Origin of the sequence: Pseudomonas sp. NBRC 111143 (assembly GCF_001320965.1) — a bacterium.
Lineage (GTDB): Bacteria > Pseudomonadota > Gammaproteobacteria > Pseudomonadales > Pseudomonadaceae > Aquipseudomonas > Aquipseudomonas machongensis.
Map to the genome: position 1 here is coordinate 12914 of NZ_BCBT01000044.1, position 12911 is coordinate 25824.

Here is a 12911-nt window from a genome sequence, read left to right on the forward strand (position 1 = left end):
GTGTGCCGATCACAGGCAGATAGCGCGACTAGCCCGGTACGCGACGGATCTTCGCGCCCAGCATCTGCAGTTTTTCCTCGATGCACTCGTAACCACGGTCGATGTGGTAGATGCGGTCGATCAGGGTATCACCTTCGGCGACCAGCGCAGACAGTACCAGGCTCGCCGAAGCGCGCAGGTCGGTAGCCATCACGGGCGCACCCTTGAGCGCCTTGACCCCGGTGACGATGGCGGTATTGCCCTCGACCTGGATCTGCGCGCCCATGCGGTGCATCTCGTACACGTGCATGAAGCGGTTTTCGAAGATCGTCTCGATCACGGCGCCCGTGCCTTCGGCAATGGCGTTGAGGGAGATGAACTGTGCCTGCATGTCGGTCGGGAATGCCGGATACGGCGCGGTACGCAGGTTGACGGCCTTGGGCCGCTTGCCGTGCATGTCCAGCTCGATCCAGTCTTCACCGGTCGTGATGTCGGCACCGGCTTCCTTGAGCTTCTCCAGGACGGCTTCGAGGATGGTCGGATCGGTATCCTTGACCTTGACGCGGCCGCCGGTAACAGCAGCAGCGACGAGGTAGGTACCGGTCTCGATACGGTCGGGCATCACACGGTAGCTGGCCGAGTGCAGGCGCTCGACACCATCGATGGTGATGGTGTCGGTACCGGCGCCCTGGATATTCGCACCCATGGCGATCAGGAAGTTGGCCAGGTCGACCACTTCAGGCTCGCGCGCGGCGTTCTGCAGCACGCTGCGGCCCTTGGCGAGCGCAGCAGCCATCATGATGTTCTCGGTACCGGTCACGCTGACCGTGTCGAAGAAGAAGTGCGCGCCACGCAGGCCGCCTTCTGGGGCCTTGGCCTTGATGTAACCGCCTTCGACTTCGATCTTCGCGCCCATGGCTTCAAGGCCACGGATGTGCAGGTCGACCGGGCGCGAACCGATGGCGCAGCCACCTGGCAAGGCGACTTCGGCCTCGCCGAAGCGGGCGACCATCGGGCCGAGCACCAGGATCGAGGCGCGCATGGTCTTGACCAGCTCGTAGGGCGCAACCAACGTCTTGATGGTGCGTGGATCGATCTCCACCGCCAGCTTCTCGTCGATCACAGGCTCGATGCCCATGCGCCCGAACAGCTCGATCATGGTGGTGATGTCGTGCAGGTGCGGCAGGTTGCCGACGGTGACCGGGCCATCGGCCAGGAGCGTGGCCGACAGAATCGGCAGGGCGGCGTTCTTCGCGCCGGAAATGCGGATCTCGCCGTCGAGGCGCGCGCCGCCAGTAATAATCAGTTTGTCCATTTCAATCTCGCCGCCAACGTTGGCTCAGGTGCGCTCAGCCCAGGCTGCGCTGCTGAAAAATTTCATCGTTACCGCATGGATGCTGCCGTTGGCGATCCACGGATTCAGGTGAGCATAGATCGCCTGCTGACGCTTGACCGGGCTCTGGCCGGCCAGCTCGTCGCTGATCACGTTCAACTGGAAGTTGCAGCCTTCGCCTTCAACTTCGACCCGGGTTCCCGGCAGTTTTTCTTCAAGGAAGCTCTTAACTTCTAAGGCCTGCATGCTCAACCTCAATCGGCGCCCAGTGCGCGCGGGTCGGCCATGATACAAAAAAGCCCCTCGCCTGCGAAGCCCATACGAGGACGCGCTGACCGAGGGGCCTTCCCTTGATGACGGGCCATCAGCCCGCCAGCACTTCATCGAGGTCGTAGACCTCGGCGATTTCACGCATGTCTGCAGGCATGCCGCGCACTTCCCAGGCCTTGCCAGCGGCCTGGGCATCACGCATGAACGCCAGCAACAATGACAACCCCACGCTGCTGGACTTGCTCACGGCCGAGCAGTCGAGCACCAGCCGCTGCTCGCGGCTGGCGGCGATCAAGGCCTTGCCCTGCTTGCGCAGTGCCGGCCCGCTGCGGTAGTCCAGCACACCGGCCAGGCGCAAGACACCCGGCTCGGTCATCGTCATGTCGGCTTCACTCATTTGACCGTCTTCTCGGGAGAGCTGTCGGCAGCTTCCTTGGCCTTGGCCACTTCGCCAGCCCAGCCGTCGATGGTCTTGTCGAGGTTGTTGCCATTACGGTTCATCGCGTCGGCGAACTGATCGCGGAACAGCTTGCCGATATTGATGCCATTGACGATGACATTGCGCACCTTCCACTCACCACCGATGTTTTCCAGGGTGTACTGGACCGGGTATACCGCACCATTGTTGCCAGACACCTTCATGCCCACCGAGGCACGCTGGCCATCATCCGGCTTGGCTGGATCGACGGTGATGCCCTGGTTGTCGTATTCAAGCAGTGCGTTGCCGTAGAACTGAAACAGGCTGCGGCGGAAATTCTCCTGGAAGCGCTGCATCTGCTCGGGCGTGGCCTTGCGCGAGTACTTGACGGTCATGATGCTCCGGGAGATGCCGTCAGCGTCGACCACCGGGCCAAGGATGCGATTGAGCGCATCATAGAAAGCTGTCGGGTTGGACTTGTACTGCTCCTTGTTCGCCTTGAGGTCGGACAGCAGTTCAGTGGTGGTGCCCTGAACCACGTCGCGCGGAGACTGGCCCGGCGCCGCCAGGGCCATCAGGGGGAAGGCCGCCAGCAGGACCAGCAAGCCACGTCGCAGGATCGAAATCATGGAAACTCCTCAATTAGCTGGTTGGGCTTCTTTCGGTTCCTTGCCAACGGAGTTGAGCAGGAACTTGCCAATCAGATCTTCCAGCACCAGGGCCGACTGGGTGTCGTGGATGGTGCTGCCATCCTTGAGCACCTGCTCTTCACCGCCCACGCTGATGCCGATGTACTTCTCGCCGAGCAACCCGGCGGTCAGGATCGAAGCAGTGGAATCGGTCGGCAGGTTGTCGACCGACTTGTCCAGCTGCAAGGTGACCCGACCGGTATAGGAGTCGCGATCCAGATCGATGGCCGTGACCTTGCCGATGGTCACACCGGCCATGGTCACTTTAGCTCTGACAGTCAAACCGGCGATATTGTCGAAGTACGCATAAACTTTATAGGTGTCGCTGGTCGGACTGGCCGACAGGCCGCTGACACGCAGGGCCAGCAGCAGCAGCGCCAGGATCCCGGCCAGGAGGAACAGGCCGACACCGATTTCCAGGGTGCGGTTTTGCATCAGAAATCTCCAAACATCAAGGCGGTCAGAATAAAGTCCAGACCCAGGACTGCCAACGAGGCATAGACCACGGTCCTGGTGGTGGCACGGCTGATCCCCTCTGAAGTGGGTTCGCAGTCATACCCCTGGAATACGGCGATCCAGGTGACGACGAAGGCAAACACCAGGCTTTTGATCAGCCCGTTGATCACGTCATCGCTGAAGGAAACACTGTTCTGCATGTTGGCCCAGAACGAGCCCTCGTAGACCCCCAGCCAGTCCACGGCCACCCACGATCCACCCCAGATGCCGACCACGCTGAAGATCAGCGCCAGCAGCGGCAGCGAGATGAAGCCGGTCCAAAGGCGCGGGGCGACGATGTACTTGAGCGGGTCGACACCGATCATCTCCAGGCTGGAGAGCTGCTCGGTGGACTTCATGTTGCCGATCTCGGCCGTCAGCGCCGAACCCGCACGCCCGGCGAACAGTAGCGCCGTGACGACCGGTCCCAGCTCGCGCAGCAGCGTCAAGGCGACCATCTGGCCGACGGCCTGCTCGGAGCCGTACTTGGTGAGGATGCTATAGCCCTGCAGGGCCAGCACCATGCCGATGAACATGCCGGATACCACGATGATCGCCAGCGACAGCACACCCACCGAATAGAGCTGCTTGGTCAACAGCTGGAAGCCGCCACCGATGCCGCCACGTCCGGCCAGGGCATGGAAGAGGAACAGGCACGAGCGCCCGAGCACGGCCAGCACGTCGATGGCGGCGCGCCCGAACAGGCGAATGCGTTCGAGTATGGATTTTCTGCGCATCAACGCGTCCCCAGCAGATCGGCGCGGTAGTCTGGCGCAGGAAAGTGGAATGGCACCGGACCGTCCGGATCGCCCTTCATGAACTGGCGGATACGCGGGTTGTCCGAACCCATCAGTTCGTCCGGCGTGCCCTGCCCCAGCACCTGGCCATCACCGACCACATAGATGTAGTCGGCAATGCTCGCGGTCTCGGCCAGGTCATGCGAGACGACGATACTGGTGATGCCCAGGGCGTCGTTGAGCAGGCGGATCAGTCGCACCAGAACGCCCATGGCGATAGGGTCCTGGCCGACGAAAGGCTCGTCGTACATGAGAATCTGCGGATCCAGCGCAATCGCCCGGGCCAGCGCCACACGGCGCTTCATGCCGCCTGACAGCTCGTCCGGCATCAGGTCGATGGCACCGCGCAGGCCCACGGCCTGCAATTTCATCAGGACGATGTCGCGAATCATCTCGTCGGACAACTGGGTGTGCACGCGCAGCGGGAAGGCCACGTTCTCGAAGACATCCAGGTCGGTGAACAGCGCACCACTCTGAAACAGCACCCCCATCTGCTTGCGGGCATCGAACAGGTCGCTGCGCGACAGGGCCGGCAGGTTCTGCCCGCCTACCCAGACTTCGCCACTGGAGGGGCGCAGCTGCGCGCCCATCAGGCGCAGCAGGGTTGTCTTGCCGCACCCGGAAGGCCCCATGATGCCAGTGACCTTGCCGCGGGGGATACGGATGTCGACATTGCTGAAAATGCTGCGCGAACCGCGTTTGAAGGTGACGCCCTTCAACTCGACCGCGTAGGCGCTATCCGAACTCATCTAGACTCCTTGCAATGCAGCCTCGTCTACATGGACGCCTGCCTTCATCATGAAGGCACACGCATCCCTGGCGGGCCGAATAGCGGCGAACTATAGCACCGCGCAAAGTTGTCCCCAAGGCCATTTCCCCGAGTCGTTCAGGCACCGTACAGCAATTTTGCAACTGCCTACGACAACTCGAAGGTGAGCGTTTCAAACATTGCCGCTATAATCGGCGCCTTTTCATCAGGCATTGCTTTTTCGACATGAGCCAATCCAGCGAGCTGATCCAATCTGCCCAGCGCACCCTGCGCCTGGAACTCGAGGCCGTAGAAGGCCTGCGGGCCCGTATCGACGACAATTTCGTCAAGGCCTGCGAGCTGATCCTGGCCAGCAAGGGGCGGGTTGTCGTGGTCGGCATGGGCAAGTCCGGCCATATCGGCAACAAGATCGCCGCCACCCTCGCCAGCACCGGCACCCCGTCGTTCTTCGTGCACCCGGCCGAAGCCAGCCACGGCGACATGGGCATGATCACCCGCGACGATGTCATCCTCGCCCTGTCCAACTCCGGCAGCACCGCAGAGATCGTCACGCTGCTGCCGCTGATCAAGCGCCTGGGCATCCAGATGATCAGCCTGACCGGTAAGCCCGACTCACCACTGGCACAGGCCGCCGAAGTCAACCTCGACGCCAGCGTCGCCCAGGAAGCCTGCCCGCTGAACCTGGCACCCACCTCGTCCACCACCGCCGCCCTGGTCCTGGGCGATGCCCTGGCCATCGCCCTGCTCGAGGCTCGCGGCTTCACCGCCGAGGATTTCGCGTTCTCCCATCCGGGTGGCGCCCTGGGCCGTCGCCTGCTGTTGAAAGTCGAGAACGTCATGCACGCGGGCGACGAACTGCCCCAGGTGCAGCGCGGCACACTGCTCAAGGACGCCTTGCTGGAAATGTCGCGCAAGGGCCTGGGCATGACCGTGGTCATGGAGCACGACGGCCGCCTGGCCGGCGTCTTCACCGACGGCGACCTGCGTCGTAGCCTGGATCGCAACATCGACGTGCACAAGACGCTCATCGACGAAGTCATGACCGTTCACGGCAAGACCGCCCGCGCCGAAATGCTCGCCGCCGAAGCCTTGAAGATCATGGAAGACCACAAGATCAGCGCACTGGTAGTGGTCGATCACCAGGATCGTCCGACCGGCGCCCTGAACATGCACGACCTGCTGCGTGCCGGAGTGATGTAAATGACCCAGGACCTGATGCAACGCGCCCAAGCCATCAAGCTGGCCGTCTTCGACGTGGACGGCGTGCTGACCGACGGCCGCCTGTACTTCCTCGAGGACGGCAGCGAATTCAAGACCTTCAACACCCTCGATGGCCACGGCATCAAGATGCTCATGGCCTCGGGCGTAACCACCGCGATCATCAGTGGACGCAAGACCCCCGTGGTCGAGCGCAGGGCAAAGAACCTGGGCATTCCACACCTGTTCCAGGGCCGCGAAGACAAGCTGGTGGTGCTGGACGGCCTGCTCGCCGAGCTGGGCCTGAGCTACGAGCAGGTCGCCTACCTGGGCGACGACCTTCCCGACCTCCCGGTAATCCGCCGGGTGGGCCTGGGCATGGCCGTGGCCAATGCCGCGACCTTCGTCCGCGAGCACGCCCACGGCGTCACCCAGGCACGCGGCGGCGAAGGCGCAGCCCGCGAGTTCTGTGAACTGATCATGCAGGCCCAGGGTACCCTGGACGCTGCCAACGCCCATTACCTGTAGGCCACGCCATGCTCAGCAAGAAACTTCGAAATGCCGTGCTGCTGGCAGCCATCGCTGCGCTGCTGGTGGCGGTCGGCTACTGGAACATCAGCCCCGAGAGCTTCCTCGACAAGCCCACGGCCCAGGTCGACGAAAGCGCCATCGACTACTATGCGATCAACGCCCACAGCGTACAGTACCTGCCCGACGGCAGGCTGCAATACGAAATGACCGCGGACAAGGTCGAGCACCTGAAGGCCAGCGAAGTCACCCTGGTGACCACGCCAGACATGCACATCTACCGCGGGACAGCGTTCCCATGGCATGTGCAGAGCGTGCGCGCCGAGGTCAACCCGGACGGTACCGAGGTCGAACTGATCGACAACGTGCGGATCGCCCGCACCGACGAAAAACAACGCGACACCCTGATCACCAGTAGCCGCATGACGGTGTTCCCGCAGAAGCAATATGCGCAGACCGCCCAAGCCGTTAGAATCGACGGCGCCGGTGGCACGACTACGGGTGTAGGAATGAAAGCATATTTGGAAGACGGCAGGATGGACCTGCTGTCCAACGTAAGAGGACAGTATGAGGCTCGTTAAAACCCTCCCCCTTTTGCTCAGCCTGAGCGCAGCACTGGGAAGCGCGAGCGCCTTGGCCCTGCCGAACGACCGTGACCAGCCAATCCGCATCCAGGCGGACAACGCGCATCTGGACGACAAACAGGGCGTTGCCACCTACACCGGCGATGTGATCATCACCCAGGGCTCGATGATGATCAAAGGCAACACCGTGACCATGACTCGCGCCGCCTCCGGCGACATCGACGTCGTGACCTCGGTGGGCAACCTGGCCTACTTCGAGCAACAGCAGAGCGCTGCAAAACCCGACAAGATGAAGGGCTGGGCCGTCACCATCCAGTACCAGGCGCAGAAGGATATCGTCATCCTCACCGACCGCGCCAAGGTCGAGAACGAAGGCAACACCACCGAAGGCGAGAAGATCGTCTACAACACCAAGACCCAGGTGGCGACCGCTGGCCGTGGTGGTAACGTGACCGCACCTCGTCAGCGTATCGACATGGTGATCCAACCGAAGAAAAAGGCCGAGTAAATGGCAACCCTCAAAGCCCAGCACCTGGCCAAGAGCTACAAGGGCCGCCAGGTCGTCCGCGACGTCAGCCTGTCGATCGACAGCGGCCAGATCGTCGGCCTGCTCGGCCCCAACGGCGCCGGCAAGACCACCTGCTTCTACATGATCGTAGGGCTGGTCCAGGCCGACCAGGGCCGCGTGCTCATCGACAGCAACGATGTCAGCCACCAGCCCATGCATGGCCGGGCCCAGGCAGGCATCGGCTATCTGCCGCAGGAAGCGTCGATCTTCCGCAAGCTGTCGGTCGCCGACAACATCATGGCCATCCTCGAGACCCGCAAGGACCTGGATCGCGATGGACGGCGCAAGGAGCTGGAAAGCCTGCTGCAGGAGTTCCATATCAGCCACATCCGCGACAACCTCGGCATGAGCCTGTCCGGCGGCGAACGCCGTCGCGTCGAAATTGCCCGCGCGCTGGCGACTGCGCCGAAATTCATCCTGCTGGACGAACCCTTCGCCGGCGTCGACCCGATTTCCGTGGGTGATATCAAACAGATCATCCACCATCTGAAGGCCAAGGGCATCGGCGTACTGATCACCGACCACAACGTGCGCGAAACGCTCGACATCTGCGAGACCGCCTATATCGTCAACGATGGTCAACTGATCGCCGAAGGCGACGCCGAGACCATCCTGGCCAACCAGTTGGTCAAGGAAGTCTACCTGGGCCACGAGTTCCGACTCTGACGCCCGGGAGCTGCCTGGAGCATTGGAAATGCCTGGTGAAACGGGCTTAAGTGTTACAGTGCTCTAGGCAAACGCTACAATTTCAGGCATATAACTTGCTTAAGATTTGGCGCTCCGGCGCCCTGTAGTGGATGGCGCATGCGCGCCGGCGAACAAGGTATTAAGCCCCAGCCATGAAACCATCGCTCGTCCTAAAAATGGGCCAGCAACTGACGATGACCCCGCAGTTGCAACAGGCCATCCGTCTGCTCCAGCTCTCCACCCTGGACCTCCAGCAGGAAATCCAGGAAGCGCTGGAGTCCAATCCGATGCTCGAACGTCAGGAAGACGGCGACGACTTCGACAACAGCGATCCGATGGCGGAAAACGGCGAAAGCAAACCTGCCGCCGAAGCCCAGGACAACAGCTTCCAGGAAACCACCGTCAGCACGGAAAACCTCGAAGAAGGCGAGTGGAACGAGCGCATCCCCAACGAATTGCCGGTCGACACGGCCTGGGAAGACATCTACCAGACCAGCGCCAGCAGCCTGCCCAGCAACGATGACGACGAGTGGGACTTCACCACCCGCACCTCTGCCGGCGAAAGCCTGCAGAGCCACCTGCTGTGGCAGCTCAACCTGGCACCGATGTCCGACACCGATCGCCTGATCGCGGTCACCCTCATCGACAGCATCAACGACCAGGGCTACCTGGAAGACAGCCTCGAGGAAATCTGCGCCGGATTCGATCCCGAGCTGGACATCGAGCTGGATGAAGTCGAAGCGGTGCTGCACCGCATCCAGCAATTCGAGCCGGCCGGCGTCGGCGCCCGCAACCTGGGCGAATGCCTGCTGCTGCAACTGCGCCAGCTGCCGGCAAGAGTGCCGTGGATGGCCGAGGCCCAGCGCCTGGTCACCGACTACATCGACCTGCTCGGCAGCCGCGACTACAGCCAGCTGATGCGTCGCATGAAGCTCAAGGAAGACGAGCTGCGCCAAGTCATCGAGCTGGTGCAAAGCCTCAATCCGCGCCCGGGTTCGCAGATCGAATCCAGCGAGCCGGAATACGTGATCCCGGACGTCATCGTACGCAAGGACAGCGACCGCTGGCTGGTCGAACTGAACCAGGAAGCGGTGCCTCGCCTGCGAGTCAATCCGCAGTATGCAGGCTTCGTCCGCCGCGCCGACACCTGCGCCGACAACACCTTCATGCGCAACCAACTGCAGGAAGCGCGCTGGTTCATCAAGAGCCTGCAAAGCCGCAACGAGACGCTAATGAAAGTGGCCACGCAAATCGTCGAACATCAGCGCGGCTTCCTCGATCATGGCGACGAAGCCATGAAACCGCTGGTGCTGCACGACATTGCCGAAGCGGTAGGCATGCACGAATCGACCATTTCGCGGGTCACCACACAGAAGTACATGCACACCCCCCGCGGCATCTACGAATTGAAATACTTTTTCTCGAGCCACGTGAGCACCGCCGAAGGCGGCGAATGCTCGTCTACGGCAATCCGCGCGATCATCAAGAAACTGGTGGCCGCGGAAAATCAGAAAAAGCCATTGAGTGACAGCAAGATCGCTGGTTTACTGGAGGCACAAGGCATCCAGGTAGCCCGCCGCACCGTCGCCAAGTACCGCGAATCGCTGGGGATTGCCCCGTCGAGCGAGCGCAAGCGATTGATGTAGCGCCGGGATGTGCCACAGCGTTTCAGTGGCAGGTGCAATACCTGCCTCTTTATGCACGGGCAACAAAGGAGAAGCTGTATGCAAGTCAACATCAGTGGCCAGCATGTAGAAGTCACCCAACCACTGCGCGAATACGTGCTCGAGAAGCTCGCCCGCGTGGAAGGACATTTCGACAAGATCACCAATGCAACGGTGATCATGAAAGTCGAAAAGCTGCAGCAGAAGGTTGAAGCGACACTCCAGATTCCCGGCGGCGAAGTGGTCGCCAACGCCGAACACCAAGACATGTATGCCGCGATCGACGCACTGGCTGACAAGCTCGACCGCCAACTGAAAAAACACAAGGAAAAACAGCAAAGCCTGCTGCAAGGTGCAGCTGCCCGCTGATCCCCCTCATCCATGATCCGACTTGAAACCATCCTGACCCCCGGCCGTTCCCTCGTGAACGTGCCGGGCGGCAGCAAGAAGCGCGCCCTGGAAAAGGTCGCCAACCTGATTGCCGAGCAAGTACCTGAGCTTGCGATGCAAGACGTCTTCGAGAAGCTCATCGCTCGCGAAAAACTGGGCTCCACCGGTTTCGGTAATGGCATCGCCATTCCTCATTGCCGCCTGGAAGGTTGTACTGCCCCCGTCAGCGCCCTGCTGCATCTGGACGCTCCCATCGACTACGACGCCATCGACGGCGCCCCTGTGGACCTGCTGTTCGTGCTGCTGGTCCCGGAAGCGGCCACCGATGCCCACCTCGAACTGCTGCGCCAGATCGCCAGCATGCTCGATCGCAAGGAAGTCCGTGATCGCCTGCGTGCCGCCGACAGCAGCGAAGCCCTCTACCAGGTAGTCCTGGACGCACAGAACGAGCACTGAACATGCGCCTGATCATCGTCAGCGGCCGGTCCGGCTCCGGCAAGAGCACCGCGCTCGATGTGCTGGAAGACAACGGCTACTACTGCATCGACAACCTGCCCGCCGGGTTGCTGCCGCAGTTGGCGGAAAACGCGCTGATCAATACCGAACTGATGCAACCCAAGGTCGCCGTGTCCATCGATGCGCGCAACCTGCCAAGCCATCTGTCGCGCTTCCCCGAATTGCTCGAGGACGCTCGCGCGCGCCACATCCAATGTGACGTGCTGTACCTGGACGCCGACGAGGACACGCTGCTCAAGCGGTTCTCCGAAACCCGCCGTCGCCACCCTCTGACCAACGCGGACCGTTCGCTCGCCGAAGCGATCCGCGTCGAAAGCGAACTGCTCGGCCCCATCGCCGACCTCGCCGACCTCAAGATCGATACCACCAGCCTTAATCTTTACCAACTGCGTGACTCGATCAAGCTGCGCCTGCTCAACCAGCCTGAACCCGGCACCGCTTTTCTCGTCGAATCCTTCGGTTTCAAACGCGGCATGCCGGTGGACGCCGATCTGGTGTTCGACGTGCGCTGCCTGCCAAACCCTTACTGGAAACCCGAGTTGCGCGAGCACTCGGGCCTTGAAGCGCCAGTGATCGAGTACCTGGCAGCACAACCGGACGTCGAGGAGATGTTCCAGGACATCTCCAGCTACCTGTTGAAGTGGCTACCGCGCTTTGCCGCCAGCAACCGCGCCTACGTCACCATCGCCATCGGCTGCACCGGCGGACACCACCGCTCTGTCTATATCACCGAGCGCCTCGGACAACTGCTGCAGCGAACCCTGAAAAACGTCCAGGTCCGTCACCGCGACCTCTAACCCACAGGATCCACCCCACGATGCCCGCCCGCGAAATCACCATCATCAACAAGCTGGGCCTGCACGCCCGGGCGGCAGCCAAGTTCGTCGGCGTGGCCGGGAAGTTCCCCTGCCAGGTTCGGGTCGGGCGAGCCCCCGACAAGCTGGTGGACGGCAAGAGCATCATGGCAGTGATGATGCTGGCCGCGGGCAAAGGCACCCAAGTGCACCTGCATACCGAAGGCGAGCAGGACAACGACGCACTGGATGCACTGGTGGCGCTGATCAACAATTATTTCGACGAAGGCGAGTAAGCTCCCGCCCCGTCCCGTCCCTCGCCTGACAACCTCAGGACATCGCAGTGTCCATCACCATCATCAGGCAGAAGCCGATGCATAACCCCAGGCTTGCCAGGCGATGATTGCCATTGCTGCGTGACTCGGGAATGATTTCCTGGGTCACCACCAGCAACATCGCTCCTGCCGCACACGCAAGCCCAAGCGGTAGCAGCAGCTCGGCAACATTCACCAGCCAGGCACAGATCACCGCCGCTACCGGCTCCACCAGCCCGGATGCAGCACCGATCATGAAGGCCTTGAACCGCGACATCCCTGCACCTGCCAACACCAACGCGATCACCAGCCCCTCCGGCACGTCCTGCAGGGCAATGCCCATGGCCAGGCTGTCGGCGTCTGGCATGCCGCCGCCAGCGGAAACACCAATAGCCATGCCTTCCGGGATGTTGTGCGCGATGATCGCGGCCACGAACAACCAGATCCGCGCAGCGATCACCGGCTGATTGCCTTGCCCGACCATGGACTCCGGCGAAACCCCGGAGATTCTCAAGTCGACCAGGAACAGGCACAGCGCCCCGAACAACAGCCCGGCACTGATCAGGCCACCGGCGCCCCAAGGGCTGAAGCCAATGGACTGAGCCGCATCAAGGCCCGGGATGATCAGAGAGAACGCGGTGGCTGCCAGCATCACCCCGGCACCGAAGCCAAGCAAGGTGTCAGCCACCGCCACCGGCATGTTGCGGATCACCAGCACCGGTACCGCGCCCAGCGCCGTGCCCAGTGCGCACAATGCACCGCCTTCAAGCGCACGTAACATGCGCGGCTCCAGGTCCAACCAGGCGATGCCCCGCGCCACCAACAGCGCGGTGCCGACAAGCAACAGCAAAGTCCCAAGCGCCAGTCGGAACAGGCGCACACTGCTGACAGACATCACCTCGGAGCGCATGACAGATCG

General features: G+C 62.0%; 18 protein-coding genes. 10 read left to right on the top strand and 8 right to left on the bottom strand.

Annotated elements, in window-relative coordinates; all coding sequences use genetic code 11:
- Positions 1–28 precede the first annotated feature (28 nt).
- The 7 genes from murA to APH44_RS20850 all read right to left on the bottom strand — a co-directional run bounded on the left by murA (position 29) and on the right by APH44_RS20850 (position 4730).
- The gene (murA, locus tag APH44_RS20820) at positions 29–1294 is read right to left on the bottom strand and encodes a UDP-N-acetylglucosamine 1-carboxyvinyltransferase (protein WP_054894369.1); all 1266 of its coding nucleotides are present in this window, start codon (positions 1292–1294) and stop codon (positions 29–31) included.
- A 24-nt stretch (positions 1295–1318) separates the two neighbouring features.
- On the bottom strand, positions 1319–1558 hold the full coding sequence (locus APH44_RS20825) for a BolA family protein (protein ID WP_054894370.1): 240 nt from the start codon (positions 1556–1558) through the stop codon (positions 1319–1321).
- A 118-nt stretch (positions 1559–1676) separates the two neighbouring features.
- The gene (locus APH44_RS20830) at positions 1677–1979 is read right to left on the bottom strand and encodes a lipid asymmetry maintenance protein MlaB (protein ID WP_054894371.1); all 303 of its coding nucleotides are present in this window, start codon (positions 1977–1979) and stop codon (positions 1677–1679) included.
- Positions 1976–2629: a phospholipid-binding protein MlaC gene (locus APH44_RS20835; protein WP_054894372.1), complete on the bottom strand. Its 654-nt coding sequence runs from the start codon at positions 2627–2629 to the stop codon at positions 1976–1978. The genes APH44_RS20830 and APH44_RS20835 overlap by 4 nt, the downstream gene beginning before the upstream one ends.
- A gap of 9 nt (positions 2630–2638) precedes the next feature.
- Complete coding sequence (mlaD, locus tag APH44_RS20840; RefSeq protein WP_054894373.1) at positions 2639–3124, bottom strand: outer membrane lipid asymmetry maintenance protein MlaD; 486 nt, start codon at positions 3122–3124, stop codon at positions 2639–2641.
- Complete coding sequence (gene mlaE / locus APH44_RS20845; protein WP_054894374.1) at positions 3124–3921, bottom strand: lipid asymmetry maintenance ABC transporter permease subunit MlaE; 798 nt, start codon at positions 3919–3921, stop codon at positions 3124–3126. Before mlaE ends, mlaD begins: the two co-directional genes overlap by 1 nt.
- Entirely contained in the window at positions 3921–4730 is an 810-nt protein-coding gene (locus APH44_RS20850) for an ATP-binding cassette domain-containing protein (RefSeq protein ID WP_054894375.1), read from the bottom strand. Before APH44_RS20850 ends, mlaE begins: the two co-directional genes overlap by 1 nt.
- Positions 4731–4975: 245 nt before the next feature.
- On the opposite strand from APH44_RS20850, the gene APH44_RS20855 reads away from it, so the two are divergent.
- From APH44_RS20855 to APH44_RS20900, 10 genes are all read left to right on the top strand, one after another.
- Positions 4976–5950, top strand: a complete 975-nt coding sequence (locus APH44_RS20855) for a KpsF/GutQ family sugar-phosphate isomerase (protein ID WP_054894376.1) — start codon at positions 4976–4978, stop codon at positions 5948–5950.
- Entirely contained in the window at positions 5951–6475 is a 525-nt protein-coding gene (locus APH44_RS20860; RefSeq protein WP_054894377.1) for an HAD family hydrolase, read from the top strand.
- A gap of 8 nt (positions 6476–6483) precedes the next feature.
- Entirely contained in the window at positions 6484–7056 is a 573-nt protein-coding gene (gene lptC / locus APH44_RS20865; RefSeq protein ID WP_054894378.1) for an LPS export ABC transporter periplasmic protein LptC, read from the top strand.
- Complete coding sequence (gene lptA / locus APH44_RS20870) at positions 7043–7567, top strand: lipopolysaccharide transport periplasmic protein LptA (protein ID WP_054894379.1); 525 nt, start codon at positions 7043–7045, stop codon at positions 7565–7567. The genes lptC and lptA overlap by 14 nt, the downstream gene beginning before the upstream one ends.
- Positions 7568–8293, top strand: coding sequence for an LPS export ABC transporter ATP-binding protein (gene lptB / locus APH44_RS20875; RefSeq protein WP_054894380.1), 726 nt, complete (start codon positions 7568–7570; stop codon positions 8291–8293). It begins immediately after the preceding gene.
- A 173-nt stretch (positions 8294–8466) separates the two neighbouring features.
- Positions 8467–9960, top strand: coding sequence for an RNA polymerase factor sigma-54 (locus APH44_RS20880; RefSeq protein WP_054894381.1), 1494 nt, complete (start codon positions 8467–8469; stop codon positions 9958–9960).
- Positions 9961–10038: 78 nt separating this feature from the next.
- Complete coding sequence (hpf, locus tag APH44_RS20885; protein ID WP_054894382.1) at positions 10039–10347, top strand: ribosome hibernation-promoting factor, HPF/YfiA family; 309 nt, start codon at positions 10039–10041, stop codon at positions 10345–10347.
- A 12-nt stretch (positions 10348–10359) separates the two neighbouring features.
- The gene (gene ptsN, locus APH44_RS20890) at positions 10360–10824 is read left to right on the top strand and encodes a PTS IIA-like nitrogen regulatory protein PtsN (RefSeq protein ID WP_054894383.1); all 465 of its coding nucleotides are present in this window, start codon (positions 10360–10362) and stop codon (positions 10822–10824) included.
- A gap of 2 nt (positions 10825–10826) precedes the next feature.
- Positions 10827–11681, top strand: a complete 855-nt coding sequence (gene rapZ, locus APH44_RS20895) for an RNase adapter RapZ (protein WP_054894384.1) — start codon at positions 10827–10829, stop codon at positions 11679–11681.
- 20 nt (positions 11682–11701) lie between these two features.
- Positions 11702–11974, top strand: coding sequence for an HPr family phosphocarrier protein (locus APH44_RS20900; protein ID WP_054894385.1), 273 nt, complete (start codon positions 11702–11704; stop codon positions 11972–11974).
- Between the two features lie 34 nt (positions 11975–12008).
- On the opposite strand, the gene APH44_RS20905 is transcribed toward APH44_RS20900, so the two are convergent.
- Positions 12009–12902 (bottom strand): ZIP family metal transporter, encoded by an 894-nt coding sequence (locus APH44_RS20905; RefSeq protein WP_054894386.1) that lies wholly within the window; start codon positions 12900–12902, stop codon positions 12009–12011.
- Positions 12903–12911: the final 9 nt, after the last annotated feature.

Excerpts from the sequence above, each read along its gene's own strand:
- APH44_RS20860 (WP_054894377.1), top strand. The coding sequence starts at position 5,951 with ATGACCCAGGACCTGATGCAACGCGCCCAAGCCATCAAGCTGGCCGTC.
- ptsN (WP_054894383.1), top strand. The coding sequence starts at position 10,360 with ATGATCCGACTTGAAACCATCCTGACCCCCGGCCGTTCCCTCGTGAAC.
- hpf (WP_054894382.1), top strand. The coding sequence starts at position 10,039 with ATGCAAGTCAACATCAGTGGCCAGCATGTAGAAGTCACCCAACCACTG.
- lptA (WP_054894379.1), top strand. The coding sequence starts at position 7,043 with ATGAGGCTCGTTAAAACCCTCCCCCTTTTGCTCAGCCTGAGCGCAGCA.
- lptC (WP_054894378.1), top strand. The coding sequence starts at position 6,484 with ATGCTCAGCAAGAAACTTCGAAATGCCGTGCTGCTGGCAGCCATCGCT.
- APH44_RS20825 (WP_054894370.1), bottom strand. The coding sequence starts at position 1,558 with ATGCAGGCCTTAGAAGTTAAGAGCTTCCTTGAAGAAAAACTGCCGGGA.
- APH44_RS20850 (WP_054894375.1), bottom strand. The coding sequence starts at position 4,730 with ATGAGTTCGGATAGCGCCTACGCGGTCGAGTTGAAGGGCGTCACCTTC.
- murA (WP_054894369.1), bottom strand. The coding sequence starts at position 1,294 with ATGGACAAACTGATTATTACTGGCGGCGCGCGCCTCGACGGCGAGATC.
- rapZ (WP_054894384.1), top strand. The coding sequence starts at position 10,827 with ATGCGCCTGATCATCGTCAGCGGCCGGTCCGGCTCCGGCAAGAGCACC.
- APH44_RS20900 (WP_054894385.1), top strand. The coding sequence starts at position 11,702 with ATGCCCGCCCGCGAAATCACCATCATCAACAAGCTGGGCCTGCACGCC.
- mlaE (WP_054894374.1), bottom strand. The coding sequence starts at position 3,921 with ATGCGCAGAAAATCCATACTCGAACGCATTCGCCTGTTCGGGCGCGCC.
- APH44_RS20835 (WP_054894372.1), bottom strand. The coding sequence starts at position 2,629 with ATGATTTCGATCCTGCGACGTGGCTTGCTGGTCCTGCTGGCGGCCTTC.
- mlaD (WP_054894373.1), bottom strand. The coding sequence starts at position 3,124 with ATGCAAAACCGCACCCTGGAAATCGGTGTCGGCCTGTTCCTCCTGGCC.
- APH44_RS20880 (WP_054894381.1), top strand. The coding sequence starts at position 8,467 with ATGAAACCATCGCTCGTCCTAAAAATGGGCCAGCAACTGACGATGACC.
- APH44_RS20830 (WP_054894371.1), bottom strand. The coding sequence starts at position 1,979 with ATGAGTGAAGCCGACATGACGATGACCGAGCCGGGTGTCTTGCGCCTG.
- lptB (WP_054894380.1), top strand. The coding sequence starts at position 7,568 with ATGGCAACCCTCAAAGCCCAGCACCTGGCCAAGAGCTACAAGGGCCGC.
- APH44_RS20855 (WP_054894376.1), top strand. The coding sequence starts at position 4,976 with ATGAGCCAATCCAGCGAGCTGATCCAATCTGCCCAGCGCACCCTGCGC.
- APH44_RS20905 (WP_054894386.1), bottom strand. The coding sequence starts at position 12,902 with ATGCGCTCCGAGGTGATGTCTGTCAGCAGTGTGCGCCTGTTCCGACTG.